Annotated in this window: 18 protein-coding genes and 1 pseudogene; 10 read left to right on the forward strand and 9 right to left on the reverse strand. The window is 56.6% G+C overall.

Annotated features, from left to right (window positions below):
* Positions 1-1695 carry a glutamine--tRNA ligase/YqeY domain fusion protein gene (locus PSPTO_RS19360; protein WP_044393841.1) on the reverse strand — a complete coding sequence of 565 codons (1695 nt, stop codon included), beginning with the start codon at positions 1693-1695 and terminating at the stop codon, positions 1-3.
* A 207-nt stretch (positions 1696-1902) separates the two neighbouring features.
* Here PSPTO_RS19360 and PSPTO_RS19365 point away from each other — a divergent pair, with 207 nt between their 5' ends.
* Both PSPTO_RS19365 and lpxH read left to right on the forward strand, forming a co-directional pair.
* Positions 1903-2406: a peptidylprolyl isomerase gene (locus PSPTO_RS19365; protein ID WP_005740060.1), complete on the forward strand. Its 504-nt coding sequence runs from the start codon at positions 1903-1905 to the stop codon at positions 2404-2406.
* On the forward strand, positions 2403-3149 hold the full coding sequence (gene lpxH / locus PSPTO_RS19370; RefSeq protein WP_005769188.1) for a UDP-2,3-diacylglucosamine diphosphatase: 747 nt from the start codon (positions 2403-2405) through the stop codon (positions 3147-3149). Before PSPTO_RS19365 ends, lpxH begins: the two co-directional genes overlap by 4 nt.
* A gap of 457 nt (positions 3150-3606) precedes the next feature.
* Here lpxH and PSPTO_RS19375 read toward each other — a convergent pair whose 3' ends face one another.
* The 6 genes from PSPTO_RS19375 to PSPTO_RS19400 all read right to left on the reverse strand — a co-directional run bounded on the left by PSPTO_RS19375 (position 3607) and on the right by PSPTO_RS19400 (position 9645).
* Positions 3607-4629, reverse strand: a complete 1023-nt coding sequence (locus tag PSPTO_RS19375; protein WP_011103120.1) for an IS110-like element ISPsy7 family transposase — start codon at positions 4627-4629, stop codon at positions 3607-3609.
* Between the two features lie 339 nt (positions 4630-4968).
* The gene (locus tag PSPTO_RS19380) at positions 4969-6507 is read right to left on the reverse strand and encodes a DHA2 family efflux MFS transporter permease subunit (RefSeq protein ID WP_011104699.1); all 1539 of its coding nucleotides are present in this window, start codon (positions 6505-6507) and stop codon (positions 4969-4971) included.
* A gap of 26 nt (positions 6508-6533) precedes the next feature.
* The gene (locus tag PSPTO_RS19385) at positions 6534-7742 is read right to left on the reverse strand and encodes an HlyD family efflux transporter periplasmic adaptor subunit (RefSeq protein ID WP_011104700.1); all 1209 of its coding nucleotides are present in this window, start codon (positions 7740-7742) and stop codon (positions 6534-6536) included.
* 90 nt (positions 7743-7832) lie between these two features.
* A complete protein-coding gene (locus tag PSPTO_RS19390; RefSeq protein WP_005740056.1) occupies positions 7833-8321 on the reverse strand; it encodes a MarR family winged helix-turn-helix transcriptional regulator in 489 nt (162 codons plus the stop codon).
* A gap of 146 nt (positions 8322-8467) precedes the next feature.
* Entirely contained in the window at positions 8468-9091 is a 624-nt protein-coding gene (locus PSPTO_RS19395) for a tRNA-(ms[2]io[6]A)-hydroxylase (protein WP_011104701.1), read from the reverse strand.
* An 83-nt stretch (positions 9092-9174) separates the two neighbouring features.
* Positions 9175-9645 (reverse strand): DUF1289 domain-containing protein, encoded by a 471-nt coding sequence (locus PSPTO_RS19400; protein WP_007245200.1) that lies wholly within the window; start codon positions 9643-9645, stop codon positions 9175-9177.
* 403 nt (positions 9646-10048) lie between these two features.
* On the opposite strand from PSPTO_RS19400, the gene acnB reads away from it, so the two are divergent.
* Complete coding sequence (gene acnB / locus PSPTO_RS19405) at positions 10049-12649, forward strand: bifunctional aconitate hydratase 2/2-methylisocitrate dehydratase (protein ID WP_011104702.1); 2601 nt, start codon at positions 10049-10051, stop codon at positions 12647-12649.
* Positions 12650-12894: 245 nt separating this feature from the next.
* Here acnB and PSPTO_RS19410 read toward each other — a convergent pair whose 3' ends face one another.
* Together PSPTO_RS19410 and PSPTO_RS19415 are read right to left on the reverse strand one after the other, a co-directional pair.
* On the reverse strand, positions 12895-14163 hold the full coding sequence (locus tag PSPTO_RS19410; protein ID WP_011104703.1) for a PAS domain-containing methyl-accepting chemotaxis protein: 1269 nt from the start codon (positions 14161-14163) through the stop codon (positions 12895-12897).
* A gap of 105 nt (positions 14164-14268) precedes the next feature.
* Positions 14269-15162, reverse strand: coding sequence for a hypothetical protein (locus tag PSPTO_RS19415; RefSeq protein ID WP_011104704.1), 894 nt, complete (start codon positions 15160-15162; stop codon positions 14269-14271).
* Between the two features lie 705 nt (positions 15163-15867).
* Between PSPTO_RS19415 and mntP the strand changes: the two genes are divergently transcribed.
* The 7 genes and pseudogenes from mntP (at position 15868) to PSPTO_RS19450 (ending at position 20338) form a co-directional block, all read left to right on the forward strand.
* On the forward strand, positions 15868-16440 hold the full coding sequence (gene mntP, locus PSPTO_RS19420) for a manganese efflux pump MntP (RefSeq protein WP_005769175.1): 573 nt from the start codon (positions 15868-15870) through the stop codon (positions 16438-16440).
* Between the two features lie 303 nt (positions 16441-16743).
* The gene (locus PSPTO_RS19425) at positions 16744-17904 is read left to right on the forward strand and encodes a polymorphic toxin type 44 domain-containing protein (RefSeq protein WP_011104705.1); all 1161 of its coding nucleotides are present in this window, start codon (positions 16744-16746) and stop codon (positions 17902-17904) included.
* The gene (locus PSPTO_RS19430; protein WP_024668228.1) at positions 17891-18310 is read left to right on the forward strand and encodes a hypothetical protein; all 420 of its coding nucleotides are present in this window, start codon (positions 17891-17893) and stop codon (positions 18308-18310) included. Before PSPTO_RS19425 ends, PSPTO_RS19430 begins: the two co-directional genes overlap by 14 nt.
* Positions 18311-18383: 73 nt before the next feature.
* Positions 18384-18908, forward strand: a pseudogene (locus PSPTO_RS19435) (polymorphic toxin type 44 domain-containing protein); the annotation flags it as partial.
* A complete protein-coding gene (locus PSPTO_RS19440) occupies positions 18889-19299 on the forward strand; it encodes a hypothetical protein (protein ID WP_005769165.1) in 411 nt (136 codons plus the stop codon). The pseudogene PSPTO_RS19435 and the gene PSPTO_RS19440, both read left to right, overlap by 20 nt.
* Positions 19300-19349: 50 nt before the next feature.
* The gene (locus PSPTO_RS19445; protein WP_005769163.1) at positions 19350-19754 is read left to right on the forward strand and encodes a hypothetical protein; all 405 of its coding nucleotides are present in this window, start codon (positions 19350-19352) and stop codon (positions 19752-19754) included.
* A 149-nt stretch (positions 19755-19903) separates the two neighbouring features.
* Positions 19904-20338, forward strand: a complete 435-nt coding sequence (locus PSPTO_RS19450; RefSeq protein ID WP_007245189.1) for a hypothetical protein — start codon at positions 19904-19906, stop codon at positions 20336-20338.
* Positions 20339-20418 lie beyond the last annotated feature (80 nt).

The raw sequence follows: 20418 nt of genomic DNA on the forward strand, positions 1-20418 counted from the left end.
TCAGGTCCAGGAATCCCGCAACGTGACCGTGCGGTTGAAGACTGGTTGACCGGGTTTCGAGTCCTTGATGTCCGCGCAGAAATAACCTTCGCGTTCGAACTGGAAACGGTCTTCCGGTTGCGCATGACCCAATGAAGGTTCGGCACGACAACCGGTCAGCACTTGCAGGGAATCGGGGTTGATGTTGTCCAGGAAGCTCGCGCCGTCTTCGGCTTTTTCCGGGTTGGCTGAGCGGAACAGGCGATCGTACAGACGCACTTCGCATTCAACGCTCTCGGCCGCCGGCACCCAGTGCACCACGCCTTTGACCTTGCGGCCTTCGGGGTTCTTGCCCAGGGTGTCCGGGTCGTAGGAGCAACGCAGTTCGACGATGTTGCCGTCGGCGTCCTTGATCGCTTCGTCGGCACGGATCACATAGCTGCCACGCAGACGCACTTCGCCATTGGGCTCAAGGCGCTTGTAGCCCTTCGGCGGCTCTTCCATGTAATCGTCGCGGTCGATGTAGATTTCCCGCGAAAACGGCAGCTCGCGCATGCCCAGGTCTTCTTTCGGATGGCGCGGCAGCTCCAGCTTCTCGACCTGACCTTCCGGGTAGTTGGTGATCACGACTTTCAGCGGGCGCAGCACGCACATGGCACGCGGGGCGCTGTGGTCCAGATCGTCACGAATGCTGAACTCGAGCATGCCGAAATCGACCACGCCGTCGGAACGGTTGGTGCCGATCATTTCGCAGAAATTGCGAATGGACTTGGGCGTGTAGCCACGACGGCGAAAACCCGACAGCGTCGACATGCGCGGGTCATCCCAGCCGTTGACGTGTTTTTCGTCAACCAGTTGCTTGAGCTTGCGCTTGCTGGTGATGGTGTAGTTCAGGTTCAGGCGCGAGAACTCGTACTGGCGAGGTTTGCACGGCACCGGCAGGTTGTCGAGGAACCAGTCATACAACGGACGGTGGCTTTCGAACTCCAGGGTGCAGATCGAGTGGGTGATCCCCTCGATGGCATCCGACTGGCCGTGGGTGAAGTCGTAGATCGGGTAGATGCACCACTTGTCACCGGTCTGGTGGTGGTGTGCATGACGAATGCGGTACAGAATCGGATCACGCAGGTTCATGTTGGGCGAGGCCATGTCGATTTTGGCGCGCAGTACGCGAGCGCCGTCCTCGAATTCACCAGCCTTCATGCGCGCGAACAGGTCGATATTTTCCTCAACGCTGCGCTCACGGAACGGGCTGTTCTTGCCCGGCTCGGTCAGGGTGCCACGGTATTCGCGGGCCTGCTCGGGGGTCAGATCGTCCACGTAGGCCTTGCCGGCCTTGATCAGCTCGACCGCCCAGTCGTGCAACTGATCGAAATACTGCGAGGCGTAACGCACTTCACCGGCCCACTCGAAGCCCAGCCACTTGACGTCGTTCATGATGGCGTCGATGTATTCCTGGTCTTCCTTGGCCGGGTTGGTGTCATCGAAACGCAGGTGCGTATCGCCACCGAACTCCTTGGCCAGACCGAAATTCACGCAGATCGACTTGGCATGACCAATGTGCAGGTAGCCATTGGGCTCCGGCGGAAAGCGCGTGATGATTTTGCTGTGTTTGCCCGAGTCCAGGTCTGCCTGCACGATCGGACGCAGGAAGTTGGTCGGTACGGCTGGGCCTGCCTTTGAATGGGCAGCGGGTTCTGGAGTGGGCTTGCTCATAGGATCCTTGGACATACGTGCGCGGCCAGGGTAGGCCGACTAAATCAAAGCGCTTATCATAGCCGAAGCTGTCAAGCCCCTGACAACAGACTGCACATTTGAGGTCATAAAAGCTGCAAAAGCGCTGAAAAATGTTACCTCGCCTGTAAACTGCGCGTCAGGGTCATAATGTGCCCACTCATGCATGACTAGAGAGCGACTTTCCACATGTCCAAAGTAAAGCTGACCACCAACCACGGCGACATCGTTCTGCAGCTGAACGCAGAAAAAGCGCCACTGACTGTAGCCAACTTCATCGAATACGTTAACGCCGGCCACTATGAAAACACTGTTTTTCACCGTGTGATCGGTAATTTCATGGTCCAGGGCGGCGGTTTCGAGCCTGGCATGAAAGAAAAGAAAGACAAGCGCCCGAGCATCCAGAACGAAGCTGACAACGGCCTGCCGAACAAGAAGTACACCGTTGCAATGGCCCGCACCATGGAGCCGCATTCGGCTTCTGCGCAGTTCTTCATCAACGTGGCTGACAACGCCTTCCTGAACCACAGCGCCAAGACCACTCAGGGCTGGGGTTATGCGGTATTCGCCGAAGTGATCGAAGGCACTGACGTCGTCGACAAGATCAAGGGCGTCCCTACCGCCAGCAAAGCCGGTCACCAGGATGTACCGGTAGAAGACGTGATCATCGAGAAAGCCGAGATCGTTGAGTGATACTGCTGATCTCCGATCTGCACCTTGAGCAGGAGCGCCCGGACATTACCCGGGCGTTTCTGGCTCTCCTCGCTGGTCGTGCCCGTACGGCCGAAGCGTTGTATATCCTCGGGGATTTCTTTGAAGCCTGGATCGGTGACGACGCCATGTCGCCGTTCCAGCGTTCGATCTGCCAGGCCCTGCGCGAACTGAGCGACAGCGGCACACGAATTTTTCTGATGCACGGTAACCGTGACTTCATGCTCGGCAAGGGTTTCTGCAAGGCAGCAGGCTGCACGCTGTTGAGCGACCCCAGCGTCGTGCAGTTGAACGGTGAGCCGGTGCTGTTGATGCACGGCGACAGCCTGTGCACGCGCGATGAAGGTTATATGCGGATGCGCCGCTACCTGCGCCACCCGTTGACGTTGTTCATATTGCGTCATCTGCCGTTGAGCACCCGCCATAAACTGGCGCGCAAGCTGCGCAACGAAAGCCGCGCCCAGACGCGCATGAAAGCCAACGACATTGTCGATGTGACGCCGGACGAAGTGCCGAGGATCATGCAGCAGTTCGGTGTGCGCACGCTGGTCCACGGCCACACTCACCGCCCGGCGATTCACAAATTGCAGATTGGCGATCAGTCGGCAAAACGTATCGTGCTGGGTGACTGGGACCGTCAGGGCTGGGTGCTGCAGGTCGATGAACAGGGGATGAATCTCGGCTCGTTCGACTTTGTGCCGGAGACGGTTGCGTTGCTGAACTGACGGCACGAAAAGTGGGGCTTTGATGATTATCTCCCCCGCGCTCAGCGTTAGACACAAATCTAACTGACTATCGTGCCGATGCTCCGCGTCGGCATGCCGTTCTGGACGCTCTGCGTCGCACGGCGGTTCGGCGAGGTCAGTGATGTTTGTTTACGGCTCGAGGCACCTTTTCGCCCCTCGGCGACCTACTTTGATGGGGCCAAAGTAGGCAAATGTATGGTCAGCCCACCTCCTGCAATCGCAGTTCGATGAGCGGTAAAGCATGCTTGCGCTAATGTATCCGGGCTCATTCTGGGCAATTTCGCTGCCCGGCCCTTGATGAGTATTCGCCGCCTTACTGTCCTCAAAAATCCCTAAAGCCTCGAAGGCTGCTTTGCCTATCAGGTTTTCAGTCTGGCCATGAGCTGTTTATCGTCATCATCACTGCGTCGCAAAAGCCGGTACGCCTATGTCCTACTCAGATCATTGATGCGTTGTAAGTGCTACCTCGTCTGAGCACCGCCCATACGATTCTTGCCAGCTTGTTCGCTAAAGCACATGCCACCTTGTTCGGATGCTTGCGTGCCAACAAGTCTCTTACCCACTGCCCAAGGGCATCATCGCGGCGTTCTATTCGAATCATGAGCGCTCGAGAACCTTGCACCAACAGGGTTCGCAGGTGCCTGTCACCTCGCTTGCTGATACCCAGCAATACGGGTCTCCCGCCTGTAGAGAACTGTCTGGGAACCAGCCCCAGAAAAGCGGAAAGGTCTCGTGAGGCTCGAAAATTGGAAGCGTCACCCAGATCCGCTACAAATGCGCTGGCGGTAATAGGACCAATGCCAGGAATCGTCATCAAGCGTGTACCAGCATCGTCTTGCGCCAGTTGCTGCTTGATTTGCGCATCACAGGCCTTTATTTCGGTATCAAGGCGATGAATATCCTCCAGCAAATGCTCCATGACCCTTTTGAACTGCAGCGGCAGGTCGCTACGTGAATCGTCAATCAGCTCAGGCACTTTGGCGATCGCTGCCTTGGTGGCTGGCAAGGCAATTCCGAACTCAAGCAAAAAACCATGCACCCTGTTGATGGCTTCAGTACGGTGGCAAACCAGTGACTCGCGAAGACGATGTTGTACAGAAAGTACCTGCTGCTCCACAGTCTTGACGGCAACGTAATGAGTACGTGGTCTGGAGGCCGCCTCGCATATAGCTTCGGCATCGATGAAGTCATTCTTGTTGCCCGTCACGTAGGGCTTCACATGTTGCGGAGCAATCAACTTCACCCGGTGCCCCAGCGAGGCGAGTTTCCTGGCAAGCCAGTGAGAGCCACCGCACGACTCCATTGCAATGGTGCAGGGTTCAATCTGAGCCGCAAACTGCAGAAGGCGATTGCGATTGAAGCACTTGCGTAATACTTGGTGGCCGCCTGCATCATGGCCTATGAGGTGAAAACTGTTTTTACCAATGTCGATGCCTAAGAGCTTGAGGCCGTTTTTCATGAGTGATCTCCTCGACGTTAGAGAGAAACCCGGAAAGTGTAGACACTCCGGGTTTCTCGGATCGGGCTGACCATCTCATTACCCCTGGCTCCGTTTCCGGCCCGACTTCGTCGGGTTCCTTCGCCCTGACACTGATCCGGGGGTCGCTGCAACGGGCCATCCTTGGCCCGGTGCAGCTAACTCGGCATCCTTGCCGAGTTCCCCCCGGATCAGTGTCAGGGCTCAGCCGTCACTTACGTCGCAATCTGCGTCGTCAGTGCCATCGTGATCGAAAAGCAGATCTAAAGCAGTTAAAGCAGTCACAACTGCATGCGACCCCATTGGCACGAGAAACCCTTCTCAATGCCCGCCCCCCGCCGCCGGCCCGGCCTTCGCGCCGAATGGGGGTTTGGCCAGCCAGACCAGCAGGATCAGGCCCGCGAATATCCAGCCCAGCAGGTAGAAGTAGTCCACCGTGGACATCATGTAGGCCTGGGCGTTGAGGGTGCGCTCCAGTTGCGCGTAGGCCTGTGGGCTGGCGCCGCCAAGACTGTCGAGGGCGTGGCGGGTGGTGGGGTCGAATGTGCTGATGTTTTCGCTCAGGTAAGCGTGATGCTGGTTCGCGCGACGGATCCAGATCCAGGTGGTCAGCGACGCCGCGAAGCTGCCGCCCAGGGTCCGCAGAAATGTCGCCAGCCCCGAACCATCGGCGATCTGGTCCGGCGGCAGGTCGGAGAGCAGAATACTCAAGGTCGGCATGAAAAACAGCGCCACACCAATGCCCATGAACAGTTGCACCATCGCCACGTGCTCAAAATCCACATCAGTGTTGAAACCGGCACGCATGAAGCAGCTCAGCCCCATCGCCAGAAACGCCAGCCCTGCCAGCAGACGCAGGTCGAACTTGTGCGCGTACTTGCCGACAAACGGCGACATCAGTACCGGCAGAATGCCGATCGGCGCTACCGCCAGCCCCGCCCAGGTGGCGGTGTAACCCATTTGTGTCTGCAACCACTGCGGCAGAATCAGGTTGATGCCGAAAAACCCCGAATAGCCGCCGATCATCACCAGCGTACCAATACGAAAGTTACGGTAGGCAAACAGCCGCAGGTTGACGATCGGATGCTTGTCGGTCATTTCCCAGATCACGAAAAACGTCAGTGCGACCAGTGAAATCAACGAGCCGAACAGGATGAAATTCGACTCGAACCAGTCCAGATCATTGCCTTTGTCGAGCACCACTTGCAGCGACCCGACGCCGACGATCAGGGCCAGCAAGCCAATGTAGTCCAGCGGTTGACGAGCAGTGCTTACCGGCCGTTTAGCCATCTGCGAGCGCACCACCAGCACGGCGAACAGGCCGATCGGGATGTTGATGAAAAAGATCCATGGCCAACTGTAACTGTCGGTGATCCAGCCACCGAGAATCGGCCCGGCGATGGGCGCAACCACCGTGACCATCGCCAGCAACGCCAGCGCCATCCCCCGCTTTGCAGGCGGGTACACCGCGATCAGCAGGGTCTGGGTCATCGGATAGAGCGGCCCGGCAACCATGCCCTGCAAGGCCCGAAACCCCACCAGCTCTGGCATCGACTGAGAGATTCCGCACAGAAACGACGCCAGCACGAACAGAATGGTGGCCCACAGGAACAGTTTGACCTCGCCAAAGCGACGGCTGAGCCAGCCGGTCAACGGCAAGGCAATGGCGTTGCTGACCGCGAACGAGGTGATCACCCAGGTGCTCTGCTCCGAACTGACCCCCAGATTACCGGCGATGGTCGGCAGCGCTACGTTGGCAATCGTGGTGTCGAGCACCTGCATGAATGTCGCCAGCGACAGACCGATGGTGCAGAGCAACAAGCTGGGCGGAGTAAAAGAAGCGGGGGCATTGTTGCTCATCGCAAATTCCTGAAAACAAGTGCGGTTCAGCGCTGCGCGGATGTCTTGCCGCTGGCAGCACTGTTCTCGTGAATCAGGCGAGTGATCAGCGCATCGGCATCGGCCAGTTGCTCGGCGTACACCTGGGTGCTGAACGCCGCCTGTTTGCGCGGCTGCTGCGCCAGTACCGGACCGCTCTGATCGTGCAGATTGACCTCGACCGTGGTCGACAGGCCAATGCGCAGCGGGTGCTGAGCCAGCTCTTCGGGGTTGATGTGCACGCGGACCGGTACACGCTGGACGATCTTGATCCAGTTACCGGTAGCGTTCTGTGCAGGCAACAGCGCGAAGGCACTGCCGGTGCCGGCGCCCAGGCTGTCGATGGTGCCGCTGTATTTCACATCACTGCCATACAGGTCGGAGCTGATTTCCACGGGCTGGCCGATGCGCATCTTGCCCAGTTGGGTTTCCTTGAAGTTTGCATCGATCCACAACTGGTCCAGCGGGATGACGGCCATGGTCGCGGTGCCCGGCTGAATACGCTGGCCCAGTTGCACGCTGCGTTTGGCCACGTAACCGGTGACCGGCGCTACCAGCGTGCTGCGTGCATTGGCCAGAAAGGCCTGACGCAACTGGGCGGCAGCCGCCTTGACGTCAGGGTGTGAGGACACCACCGTGTCATCGACCAGCGCCACGCTGGTGCTCAACTGCTGCTGAATGTTGTTCAACGCACTTTGCGCGCTGGTCAGGCTGTCTCGGGCGTGCGACAGCTCTTCCTGCGAAATCGCACCGCCCGCTGCCAGGCTGCGACGACGGCTGTAGTTGTCCTGCGCGGTCTGCACGGCAGTGCGCTGTGCGGCCAGTTGCGCTTTCATGCCATCGACATTGCTGTAAAGGCCACGCACCTGCCGCACGACCTTGCCCAGATTGGCCTCGGCACTTTGCAGTGAAACCGCTGCGTCGCTCGGATCGAACTGCAGCAGAACCTGCCCTTCGTGGACCAGATCGCCATCATCGGCGCCGATACTGATGACCGTGCCGGTGACCAACGGCGTGATTTCAACCACGTTGCCATTCACGTAGGCATCGTCAGTCTCCTCACTCCACTGGCCATAAAAATGGTACCAGCCCCAGAGGGCCAGACCGCACAGCACAACGATGATCGCCAGCCCGGTGAGCAGCAATTTGCGTTTGCCGGAATTCGGTTTTTTTTCCTGTGACGCTGCAGATGTGTTTTCAGTGGCGGCAGTGTCCATGACGATTACCTTGTAGTCAGCGACGGTGGGACAGTTGCCAATGCCCGTTCAGGGCCGTGGTCGGCGAGCAGGCTCGCCATGTCGTACCGTTCAGCTTTTGGCTTTGGGAGTGAAGCTCAAGCGAGTCAGCGTGATGTGGTCATCTGCGGCCACCAGCACTTTGGTGAGAATCCGTTGCAGGGTCGCAACCTCCTCCGCGTCCAGCGTGGCGAAAATCTCGTTCATGGCATCGGCACCGATCTGCGGCAACAGGTCGCTGAGGGTCTGCCCTTGTTCGGTGAGCACCAGACGTACCTGACGACGATCGGTCGCCGAGCGCGTCCGCGCAATCAGGCCTTTTTGCTCCAGACGGTCCAGCATGCGGGTCATCGAACCGCTGTCCAGCGACAGGTGCCGACACAATTCCACCGGCGTATCGCTGGAAAACTGGGAAATGATGATCAGCACCTTGAACTGCGCAAATGTCACGTCATAAGGCAGCAGGTACTTATCCAGCATGCGGTCCTTCAGCGCGTTGGTGCGGCCGACCAGCAGCCCGATCAGGCTGGAATCGAAATTCTCGGAGCTGAAATGTTTCAAGGTTTCACCCGGATAGCTGCCTAGGCAGTGATTACAAAATATTACTGCCTAGGCAGCCATTGTCAAAGCATTTATTAGCTTGCTTACTAAAAGCGCAAAAAAAACGACCGCTGGTGAGGCGGTCGTTTTTTGAGGTGTTACGAACATCAGGCGGCGGCAGATACGCCAGTTGGTACGCCACTGTGAAAGCGGAATTCTTCGTCGGGGCTCTCGATCAGCTCGCGCTCGGCCAGGCGGATTTCCTCGATCTTGGCGTCTACGTCAGCCTTGTCGCCATAGCTGTAAGCCAGCTTCAGATAATCCTGAAAATGCCGCGCTTCGGACTTGAGCAAACCGCCGTAGAACTTGGCCAGCTCTTCATCCAGATGCGGCACCAGGGCAGCAAAACGCTCGCAAGAACGCGCTTCGACGATGGCACCCACGATCAACGCGTCGGTCAGCCGGTACGGGTTGTGATTGCGCACGAGTTTGCGCAGCGCTCCGGCGTAACGCGCCGAGCTGATGTTGGCCATCGGGATCTGGCGCTTTCTGATGATGCTGATTACCTGCTCGAAATGGCGCAGTTCTTCGCGGGCCAGGCGCGACATCTTGCTAAGCAGATCGAACTTGTCGTTGTACTGGAACATGAACTGGAACGCCGCCCCTGCGGCCTTCTTCTCGTTGTTCGCATGATCGATCAGCAGGATGTCCAGGTTGCGCAGTGCAGCCTGGACCCAGCTGTCGGGTGTGCGGCAGAGCAGAAAGGCTTCGATTTCAGGGATCGGGTACATAAGCTCACAGATGACAGAGAGGCAAAGCGCGGCATTATACGAGCAGCAACAGGGACTCGCGACACAAAAGCACAAACACCCGCTCAGGCGCCGAATGCATCCTTCAGAAAGCCCGGTGCGATGTAGCGCTGGTAGTGCGCCTCGGACAGCAGGAAGAATTCGCGGTCGATCGCGTCGCGCAGCTCCGGCAGCGTCCAGTTGCGAAACTCCGGCAACAGCACAAACCCGTAGGCCTCGACCTGGCTGATGACCCGCGCGCCGCGGGCGATCAGTTGATAGGCCCAGCAGTACTCGGATTGATGCGGCACGAAGCGGATTTTGCGCTGAGTGAGCTGCGCACGCAGCTTGCCAGCATCGAAAACTTCAAGCTTGGCGGTCATCACCTGAACCAGCAATTGTTCCAGACGCAACCAGACGGCTCTTTTTTCGTCTTCGTTGTAGCCGTTCCAGTGGATGACCTCGTGGTGGAACCGCTTGCAGCCACGGCACACTAGATCCCCGTAAACAGTGGAGCAAAGGCCGACGCAGGGTGTCTTGATGATGTAATCGGGCATGTCAGGCAGGACTGGGGAAGGCGAAACAAGCGCGTATGTTAGCCCTTTGTCTAAGCAAGTTCACCCCCGAAGATGTAGGGGCTAACTTACCTTTAGCGAAGTTTTGGCGTAGAATCAGCGAGCCTTTTAAAGGCGCCAATGTCCGTTGGAAGCTGTTTTCAAAGCGTCACGAGCACAGTCAGGTTAACCCCGCATTGCGGCGTCGACGGGCCATTCCCTCATCAAGAATGGCCGTGTCGACCGTCCCTCCCCCCGTTCTGCAGGCGTAAAACTTTGAAAACAGCTTCTGTTAGGAATCGCCGACACCCTGCCAACAAGGCTCAATAAGCCTTGCGTGGGTGCGTACGATTTCTGGATGAGCGTCCCGGACACCCATTTGGGACCACTGATGAGGGTTAATACTGTGCTTGAAGCCTACCGTAAACACATCGAAGAGCGTGCCGCCCAGGGTATCGTGCCCCAGCCGCTTAACGCCGAACAAACCGCAGGCCTGGTCGAGCTGCTGAAAAATCCCCCGGCTGGCGAAGAAGCTTTCCTTGTCGACCTGATCACCAATCGCATTCCACCGGGTGTTGACGAAGCTGCCTACGTCAAGGCCGGTTCCCTGTCTGCCCTGGCCAAGGGCGAAGCCACTTCTCCCCTGATCGACAAAAAGCGCGCAACCGAGCTGCTGGGCACCATGCAGGGCGGCTACAACATCGTCACACTGGTCGAACTGCTCGACGACGCCACGCTGGCCCCGGTCGCCGCCGAACAACTCAAGCACACTCTGCTGATGTTTGATGCCTTCCACGACGTCGCCGAAAAAGCCAAGAGCGGCAACGCTCACGCCAAGGCTGTCGTGCAGTCCTGGGCTGACGGCGAGTGGTTCAAGAAGCGCCCGACCCTGGCCGACAAGATCAGCCTGCGCGTCTTCAAGGTGACGGGCGAAACCAACACTGACGACCTGTCCCCGGCACCCGATGCCTGGTCGCGCCCGGACATCCCGCTGCACGCTCTGGCCATGCTGAAAATGGCCCGTGACGGCATCGTTCCGGACGTACAGGGCTCCATCGGCCCCATGAAGCAGATCGAAGAAATGCGCGGCCAGGGCTTCCCTATCGCCTACGTCGGTGACGTGGTCGGTACAGGTTCTTCGCGTAAATCGGCAACCAACTCGGTGCTGTGGTTCTTCGGCGACGACGTTCCTTACGTGCCGAACAAGCGTGCCGGTGGTTTCTGCTTCGGCACCAAAATCGCTCCGATCTTCTATAACACCATGGAAGATGCTGGCGCTCTGCCAATCGAATTCGATGTCTCGAACATCAACATGGGCGACGTGATCGACGTTTACCCTTACGAAGGCAAGGTCTGCAAGCACGACAGCGACGAAGTCATCACCACCTTCGAAATGAAGACCCCGGTGCTGCTCGACGAAGTTCGCGCTGGCGGCCGTATCCCGCTGATCATCGGTCGCGGCCTGACCAGCAAGGCGCGCGCCGAACTGGGCCTGCCGGCATTCGACCTGTTCAAGACCCCGGACCAGCCAGCCGAAAGCACCAAGGGTTTTACCCTGGCGCAGAAGATGGTCGGCAAGGCGTGCGGCGTAGCCGGTATCCGTCCTGGCACCTACTGCGAACCGAAAATGACCACCGTCGGTTCCCAGGACACCACTGGCCCGATGACCCGCGACGAGTTGAAAGACCTGGCCTGCCTGGGTTTCTCGACCGACCTGGTCATGCAGTCGTTCTGCCACACCGCTGCCTATCCAAAGCCGATCGACGTCAAGACACACCACACGCTGCCTGACTTCATCATGACCCGTGGCGGCGTATCGCTGCGGCCGGGCGACGGCATCATCCACAGCTGGCTGAACCGCATGCTGCTGCCGGACACCGTCGGCACCGGTGGCGACTCGCACACCCGTTTCCCGATCGGCATCTCGTTCCCGGCCGGTTCCGGCCTGGTAGCGTTCGCCGCGGCCACCGGCGTCATGCCGCTGGACATGCCCGAGTCGATTCTGGTTCGCTTCAAGGGCAAGCTGCAACCTGGCATCACCCTGCGTGACCTGGTTCACGCCATTCCTTACTACGCGATTCAGGCTGGCCTGCTGACCGTAGAGAAGAAAGGCAAGAAGAACGCCTTCTCCGGTCGCATTCTGGAGATCGAAGGCCTTGATAACCTGAGCATCGAACAGGCTTTCGAGCTGTCCGACGCCTCGGCCGAACGTTCGGCTGCCGGTTGCACCATCAAGCTGGCCAAAGAGCCGATCATCGAATACCTGAACTCGAACATCACCCTGCTGCGCTGGATGATCGAACAGGGTTACGGCGATCCGCGCACCCTGGAGCGTCGTGCTCAGGCGATGGAAGCCTGGGTGGCCAACCCTGAACTGCTCGAAGCCGACGCAGACGCCGAGTACGCTGAAATCATCGAAATCGACCTGGCCGACGTCAAAGAGCCTGTGCTCTGCGCGCCGAACGACCCGGACGATGCCCGCCTGCTGTCTTCGGTACAGGGCGAGAAAATCGACGAAGTGTTCATCGGTTCGTGCATGACCAACATCGGCCACTTCCGCGCTGCGGGCAAGTTGCTGGAACAGGTCAAAGGCCAGTTGCCGACGCGTCTGTGGCTGTCGCCGCCGACCAAGATGGATGCTCACCAGCTTACCGAAGAAGGCTACTACGGCATCTACGGCAAAGCAGGCGCACGCATGGAAATGCCGGGCTGCTCGCTGTGCATGGGTAACCAGGCGCGCGTCGAGCCGAATTCGACTGTCGTCTCGACATCGACCCGTAACTTCCCGAACCGTCTGGGTGACGGCGCGAACGTCTACCTGGCCTCGGCCGAGCTGGCGTCCGTCGCTTCGATTCTGGGTCGCCTGCCGACCGTCGAAGAGTACATGGGCTACGCCAACCAGATCGACACAATGGCCGCGGACGTGTACCGCTACCTGAGCTTCGATCAGATCGCCGAGTTCCGTGAAGCCGCTGCAAACGCCAACATCCCGGCGCTGCAAGTGTAATCACGGAATCAAGCATTGAGAGAACCCTGACCTTATAGTATTCCCGCAAGGAGGAATACAGAGGTCGGGGGACTTTGAGTCAACTCACTTGAACACCCCTCTTATGGGGTGTTTTTTTGTCCCTGAACATTGACGTCATGCCGTCATGCCGTCATGACAGATCAGGCGTTTTCAAGACAAATGCCAGGGTCACGAAACGTCCAGAATCAACGCCGACTTCACGTAAACGATGTGAGAGGCGCCGATCAATCCAGGTCGCTGGTGACTTTACCAATGGCCCCCACAACCTGCCTGGCCCCCTGCTGAATATCCGCCATCGCCGTACCTGCCTGCTCCGCCAGCCCCAGCAACCGATCAGCCTGATCTCGACTGCACTGAACCTGGGTTGCTGCTTGATCAGCCAACCCGCGATTCTCTCGTACCACGCCGGTGATCTCTTTCGTGGCGGTGCTGGTGCGGCCAGCAAGTTTACGCACCTCATCCGCAACGACCGCAAAACCACGCCCGTGTTCGCCCGCTCGCGCCGCTTCGATGGCAGCATTGAGCGCGAGAAGATTTGTTTGAGCAGCAATCGAGCCAATAGTATCGACAATGGACCCGATCAATAGCGCCTGAGATTTAAGTGCCGTCATGCTGTCGGTTACCGAGGCCATCTGTTGCGAAATCGTTTGCACGGCGATGACTGAGTCACCCACTAGGTCCATACCTCGATGCGCTTTCACATCGGTATCAAGTGAGACCTCGTAAGCCATATCTGCTGCCTGTTTGACCCTATCAGCTTTCTCCACCTGCCCGGTCACGACACTGGCGAACTTTGCGACTTTATAAACCTGGCCTGAAGCATCTTTTATGGGATTGTAGGTAGCCTCCAACCACACCACCCGGCCGCGTTTATCCAGACGACGAAATCGCCCTGCGACGAACACTCCCTCACTCAACGATTTCCAGAACTTGGCATATTCCGCAGAGGCCGCGTCCTCGTCCAGGCAAAACAATCGGTGGTGCTTGCCCTCGATTTCCGCGAGGCTGTACCCCATGGTCTCGATAAATGGCTTGTTGGCATACAGAACTGTACCGTCGAGGCTGAACTGTACGATCGCTGTCGAGCGGTTCAGTGCGCATAACAGTTCAATGCTTTCCTGCTCATCCCTCGTCAGAATCGGCGCGAGACAGCCATAGCACTGGAATGTGCAGTCCGACAAAGCTATCCAACAGGTACTGAGCGTTACAATCCGGCCATCAGCGGCGGTGTAGCGCATCTGCTCATCGGCCATCAGGCTTGGCGAAAATACGCCGTGTGGTTCAGCAAGGATGTCGCCGATCTCTACGCCCGGCAGTTCATCCAACAAGTAACCGAGCGTCTGGGCAAACCGGTGGTTGGCAGAAATGATCCGGCCGGCCTGATTGATATGTACTGACAGAAAAACCGATTCGAGGCGGGCGCACATGACTTGCAATGCAATCAACTCTTCCTCGCAGGCAAGCAAGGCATTCTTGATACGACGATTAAACACACTAGACTCCGGTCTTGACGATTATAATTTCAAGAAAAACGGACGGCCCCATGAATTAAGCCACCTCCGTTATGCAACCTTCAAAGAACCGCTGAAACCGAAAAACTACTCACCCGACAAAGAACCTGCTGCGCAGAGTCTGTTGCGCTTGCTGCCGTACTCCATGCCCAGTTCCATACTGACCCGCGCCACGGAAAAATAGATTGCCATGATTTTTCGGACGAGATCAATGAACGCAGGAAGCAGTTCAACCTGATGTTTGCGGCATTTGAAATAGCCGCGTAACTCGCCTTCTTTGACCATTCGTATGATATGAGTTTTGGACACCCCCAGACGTGCCGAGAGTTCAACATACGTCGCGGCTTTGTAGCCGACCTTCAACGGTCCGTTCCTCAGGCTATCCGAGTACAGTGCAAGCATCGGCAAGTGACCGCCATCCCGGTTGATCATCCACCTTGCTTCAGGCAATCGCTGGTCGAGGGTCCCGTTTGCGTACAACACCCTGGCAATGCCATGAAAGTAAGAAGGCACAACATCTTCTGGTATACCGGCGCCTACGAGCCCTCGTTCATACGGTGCGACAATCTGCGAGGGCAGCACATATGAATCAATCATTTGTCTGACCTCGCACACGGCCCGATCCGTCAATTTGAAAACACGCTGCCGCTCATCTTCATCATGGAGTCGAACCTGCATATAGCCCGCGCTCAATAAAAAGGAAAAATAGGTATCCAGGCTGTTGCGCGACATATAACCACGTGCCTGACAGAACGCTTTCACTCTAGACAGAGGAACCCTATCGTCCGCAAACATGAAACTTAACAGCGAGAGGGTGACGATAAACCTGTCGTACTTCAACAGCTTCTTATAGAAGAGCGGCTTGCGTCGATAGCTCTCCATGACCAAGTCATAATGCAGAAGAATGGCCTCATCCATATCGCCTTGAAATATAGAAGAGCGAGTTTCTTCCACACACGCCAGCAAGTCAGGTTCATTCATCGGTGCCCAACAGACCTCCTACGACCACCGCCTCAGTATAGGCGTATCCGATCAGTATGAATTTTCACCCCAAAAATGTTTTATTTAGATACCGGCCTTGAATGACCATCAACTTTTCAGGGACGCCCTACCGCTACTTTTTTGATCAGGAACGGTCAGTCGCACGCCCGCATTTTCGATGACGGCCATCATGAGCGAGTCTGAAAGCGACAGGGGCCTGAGCGCAGCCCGACCTTTGATCTCATGGCCTGACGCCGAACTGCTCTACCCGATCAACTGCCCTTGGTCGTCCATGGTTTCCTCTGAGCCGGGCTTTGTACGAAAAGTGGCTGCGCTCGGTGGTGCTGCGTTAAAAACAGGCTCGAGCGCGAGTCCGATCGGAATGCTCATCTACAACCCGTAGAGTCGAACGCGACCCCGGCCGTTCCTCACCTGTTTTTGCCTTGCCTGACCTTCGCCCGCCGACTTTTCGTACATAACCTAAAACCTGTCTGTACATATATTTTTCACATTCAAATGGCTATAGTGACGGCCCTTGTTGGGGAGTAGCCTGTTCGTGACCCCGGTCACTGAGCGTTCGTATCAACATTCTCGGCAGCATGCCGTGGTACGAACACCTTCTGGTTGGCGAGACCAACGATGCATCCATGCCTAAAGTCGGGCGTGTGGTTGCGTCGTTGACTCATAGCCCGACTGGATATAACCGTGAACCCGATTTCCCTCCTCTTTCTCGCGCTTGCCATGTCCACGGACGCCTTTGCTGCGGCCCTGGGTAAAGGAGCAAGCCTGCACAAACCGCGCTTTATCGAAGCGCTTCGTACCGGCCTGATATTCGGCGCCATCGAAACCATCACCCCGGTGATCGGTTGGGGCATCGGTCAAGTGGCGGCCCGCTTCGCTGAAAGCTGGGACCACTGGATCGCCTTCACGCTGCTGCTGGTGCTCGGCCTGCACATGATCTACAACGGCCTCAAGCATGACCACGAAGAGGAGCAGGAAAAACCCGGCTCACACTCCTTCTGGATTCTTGCCGTGACCGCCTTCGCCACCAGTATCGATGCACTGGCGGTTGGCGTGGGCCTGGCGTTTGTCGACGTTAATATCATGGTCGCTGCGCTGGCTATCGGCCTGGCCACGACCGTAATGGTTACCATCGGCGTAATGCTCGGTCGCGTACTCGGCACCATGGTCGGCAAGCGTGCTGAAATCGTTGGCGGTATCGTGCTGATCGTGGTTGGCACAACAATTCTGTACGAGCATCTGACTGCGGCGGCCTGATTGAGGGCCCGAGACCTACAAACGCAGAATCGAGTAGGGGGCGGGGTCACACCCGCCGTCCTCTCACACCACCGCCCCCCCCCCGGCCAGCCAGATCCTTTCAGGCACTAAGATTTGTTACCACTACGACGATGTCACTCACCACAGCCAGAAATAAAGATGACATCTCGATCAGATTCTCAGGGCACTTCGCGAAAATCAAGACTTCTCCTACAGACCGCCTTTCACGTTTCCGTTAGCCTCCCATGCGTCAACTAAACGCTGATTATTGTCTAAGGATCAAAGACACAAGGACGGCCTGCAATGATTTCTTCAGCTCGATTAGGCGACAAGCACGCCTGCCCAGTGCCGGGTCACGGTACAACACCGATCGCTTCTGCATCCGGTGACGTCAACATCAACGGCCTGGGCGCGGCACGCGTGGGTGATACCTGTGGGTGCGGGGCGGTCATCACTTCGGGTTTCCCCTCTATTCAAGTGAATGGCCGTCCTATGGCCCACCTGGGAAGCCCAACCAGTCACGGCGGGACAATCATCACGGGCTCCAATAATGTTGGTGGCGGCTTCGTCATGGGTGACGCTGGACGCGCGACCATTATTAACTTCATGGCGCTGGGGGCCTTCCGGCCAGACGGTTCCGTGGACGACGAGAAGATGGCGACCTTGTTGGCTGATCCGAAGCTCACGGAGAAAGCCTTGGCGGCGAACACTTTGGTTGAGCCTGGGGCTGCCGGTAAAGAGTCAGAGGCGAAGCCTGAGCCAAAAGCGGAAACCTTTGTTTGCAAAGATCCCGACAGGATGGAAGAGCTGGCGACCTACATTGCTGGCGAGATGAACACCAACATCAACAGCCCAGAAGTTCGGCAGATGAGAGACCTCAATAGCTTCGATGCGGCTGCAAAGATGAAGGAGTATGAGGCGCTTCCATTTTACTTGCGCCTTGGTCCCGGCCCGGATTTCTACAGCATGGCGGCCGGCATGCAAGCCAAGGCTTTTGCCATCTGGGCAGAGCGTGTTGGTCAGAATCGCCCGTGGGACCACAAGCCGATCATCCGTCGAACAATTGGTGGGATTTGGCACAAACAAGGCAAGTACGATTATTTTTATGACATCTGGTCTAACGTCCATTACGGATATGTGGGCATGGCTGGGGGTCTTTCCGAAAGCGTTCTATTGGATGGCGCCGGAGCCGAGCAGATAATTTCAGACGCCGGACGGAAGGTTGATGAGGTGTTTACAAAGCCTAAGGCTCAATGGGAGCTACCCGGTCCGAACCGCTCCGGTGATGTCGATGGCCTGAGGGCTTGGGATGATGCTCCCGACCGAATATCTATTAGCATTGGGGTGAAGCTCTATCAACAACATCCCAACGGAGGCATCACGGCCAAGATGATCATGGACGAAGTGCTTGCAGTACCGCCCCAGGCATGGGGTAAAGGGGTCCAAATACATGCCTGTTCCTAAACCCAAGATCCGATATGGCCGTTGGATGCTTCTTCTACTCGTCATCCTTCCTGTGGCTTTTTGGTATTTTGCCTCTCCGGTCGTTGCGGTCAATTTTTCTCCGAATAGCAAGGAAGAGTTTCGATATGTGTGGAACACTCAGGACAGAATCCACAGGGGCGATATCAGGCACGGCGGCTCAGCCGTTGAGTTCAGCTACATATTCCCTGATAAGGACTTCTTCATGATGTTCGATTGGTGGACCGATAAGGGTTTCAAACGGTGCATCGACATCACGCCAAAATGGGGAAGTACGATAGACATTTATCTTGATGATATCGGCAGGATAGACACGGCGAAAACGGCGCCTGACGTCATTGCTCGCCTGAAACGGTGTGTGGGGCGACCAGACCCCTTCCGACCTTAACCGGCACTCCAGAACCGTAAGTGTCCAAACGTTATGGTCCCCGAGGCGTGCCCATATCCCCGAATTCACTGGGGTTGGCGCGACGAGCCCTCAAGCTATTGGCGCAGCAAATGGCGCTGCTGCAATGGCGATTTGGACTGAGCGTGTCGGGCAGTATAAGGATTGGGACCGCAAGCCGAAAATTCATAAGAAGTTCGGTTGGTATTACCACAAGCAAGGAGAGTACGGGTATTTTTATGATATTTGGTCTAACATTTACTACGGTTATGTTGGCCGCGCAGGGGGGCTTTCAGAAAGCGTGCTTGCCGACGGTGCGGGGTTAGAGCAGATAGTCTCAGACACTGTCGAGGCGATCTGTGACATAACAAAACCACAGGAAAGCAGAAAACACCGAGGGCCTCAACGTGCCGAGAACGTAGAGGGACTCCGCGCATGGGATGACGTCCCGGATCGGATTTCTATTAGCATTGGCGTGAAACTCTTCTATGAAAATCCAAACGGAGGCGTCACGGCAAGAATGATCATGGACAAAGTACTCGCGGTCACACCGTCAGAATGGGGAGATGGCGCCAGTGTCAATGTCTGTGAAAGATATTAAGGCCCGGTATCTTATTGGGGCATTCATAGTTCTTCCAGCGCTGTTCTGGTACGTGGCGACCCCAGTTGTTCGTGTCCATTATTCTAAAGAAGCTACAGACGAGCTTCGTGTGATCTGGAACACCCAGCACAACATCCATAAAGAAGGAATGCTACCGGGTCAGGGCACATACGATACCGGGCATATTTTCCCCAATGAGAAATTCTTTATGAACTTTGATTGGTGGAATGAAAAGAGTCTGCGGAGGTGTATAGCAATTACGCCAAAATGGGGCGGCGTGATAGACATCTACCTCGATGGCAGAGGCCGCATCGAAACTGCTAAAACTGGCCCTGACGTTATTGCTCGCTTGAAGAGATGTGAGGGTGACGCTGATCCTTTCCGGCCTTAAGGTGCCCAACCAGCCGCCCGATAATGGAGAGCACGTGTTATTGAGCACAAATGCAAAAAATTAAGGTCCGTTGCTTGTTCCTTTTCCTATTGATAGCTCCGCTGGTGGCTTGGTATTTTGCTGCTCCCGGCGTAATTTTCCACTACCCTAAAGAAGCCACGGACGAACTGCGCTTAATTTGGGACACTCACGACCAGATTACAAGGCAGCGAATGCTACCGGGGGAAGCGACATCGGAGTTTGGTCATGTATTCCCTGATGAGAACTTCTTCATGGTGTTCTTTTGGTGGACCGACAGAGGTTTACGAAAATGCATCGACATCACACCTAAGCGCTGGGCAACGATAGACATCTACCTTGATAGGACTGGTAGGGTCGATATCGAAAAAACATCTCCTAAGGTTATTGCCCGGTTGAAGCAATGCGTGGGTGAATCTGACCCCTTTCGGTCCTAAAGCGCCCTGCCAGCAACACAAAAAAGACAATCAGCACGGCCACCATGCAGACCGAGACGACTTACTTACGGAAACATTACCGCACGACGGCAACAAGTGAGTTTCTTGCAATAACGCGAGAAGAATGGGGGGGGGGGGGAAAGGCACCAGTGAAAAAAAAGGCGAATAACGCTAAGTTCAGATATGGCCGATGGGTGCTTGGCGCCTTATTAATCTGCCCAATTGCATTTTGGTACTTGGCATCGCCGGTCGTAGCTGTCAATTTTTCACATGAAGGAAAGGAAGAATTTCGGTACATCTGGAACACGCAGCATCGAATCTATAAGGGTGACATGCCCAAAGGGGGCGGTTCAGCCGTTGAGTTCAGCTACATATTCCCTGACAAGGACTTTTTCATGATGTTCGATTGGTGGACCGACAAGGGTTTTCAGAGGTGCATCGACATCACGCCGGAATGGGGAAGAACGATAGACGTCTATCTTGATGACATCGGCAGGATCAACACAACCAAAACGACGCCGGACGTTATTGCTCGTCTGAAACAGTGTGTGGGGCAACCAGACCCCTTCCGCAGTCACCCGTGACACCCTTGCCTTCGGCTAACGCTTCCCCTTGCCGGGTGTGTAAAGGACTTGCACCTCCAAGTCACCAGCGTGGCCACCAT

It is taken from the genome of Pseudomonas syringae pv. tomato str. DC3000, assembly GCF_000007805.1.
In the GTDB taxonomy this organism is placed as follows: Bacteria; Pseudomonadota; Gammaproteobacteria; order Pseudomonadales; family Pseudomonadaceae; genus Aquipseudomonas; species Aquipseudomonas avellanae.

Bases quoted from the DNA above. Each gene is read 5' to 3' on its own strand.
- PSPTO_RS19360 (WP_044393841.1), bottom strand. From the start codon at position 1,695: ATGAGCAAGCCCACTCCAGAACCCGCTGCCCATTCAAAGGCAGGCCCA.
- PSPTO_RS19365 (WP_005740060.1), top strand. From the start codon at position 1,903: ATGTCCAAAGTAAAGCTGACCACCAACCACGGCGACATCGTTCTGCAG.
- PSPTO_RS19375 (WP_011103120.1), bottom strand. From the start codon at position 4,629: ATGAAAAACGGCCTCAAGCTCTTAGGCATCGACATTGGTAAAAACAGT.
- PSPTO_RS19380 (WP_011104699.1), bottom strand. From the start codon at position 6,507: ATGAGCAACAATGCCCCCGCTTCTTTTACTCCGCCCAGCTTGTTGCTC.
- PSPTO_RS19385 (WP_011104700.1), bottom strand. From the start codon at position 7,742: ATGGACACTGCCGCCACTGAAAACACATCTGCAGCGTCACAGGAAAAA.
- PSPTO_RS19395 (WP_011104701.1), bottom strand. From the start codon at position 9,091: ATGTACCCGATCCCTGAAATCGAAGCCTTTCTGCTCTGCCGCACACCC.
- PSPTO_RS19400 (WP_007245200.1), bottom strand. From the start codon at position 9,645: ATGCCCGATTACATCATCAAGACACCCTGCGTCGGCCTTTGCTCCACT.
- PSPTO_RS19415 (WP_011104704.1), bottom strand. From the start codon at position 15,162: ATGAATGAACCTGACTTGCTGGCGTGTGTGGAAGAAACTCGCTCTTCT.
- PSPTO_RS19425 (WP_011104705.1), top strand. From the start codon at position 16,744: ATGATTTCTTCAGCTCGATTAGGCGACAAGCACGCCTGCCCAGTGCCG.
- PSPTO_RS19430 (WP_024668228.1), top strand. From the start codon at position 17,891: ATGCCTGTTCCTAAACCCAAGATCCGATATGGCCGTTGGATGCTTCTT.
- PSPTO_RS19440 (WP_005769165.1), top strand. From the start codon at position 18,889: ATGTCTGTGAAAGATATTAAGGCCCGGTATCTTATTGGGGCATTCATA.
- PSPTO_RS19445 (WP_005769163.1), top strand. From the start codon at position 19,350: ATGCAAAAAATTAAGGTCCGTTGCTTGTTCCTTTTCCTATTGATAGCT.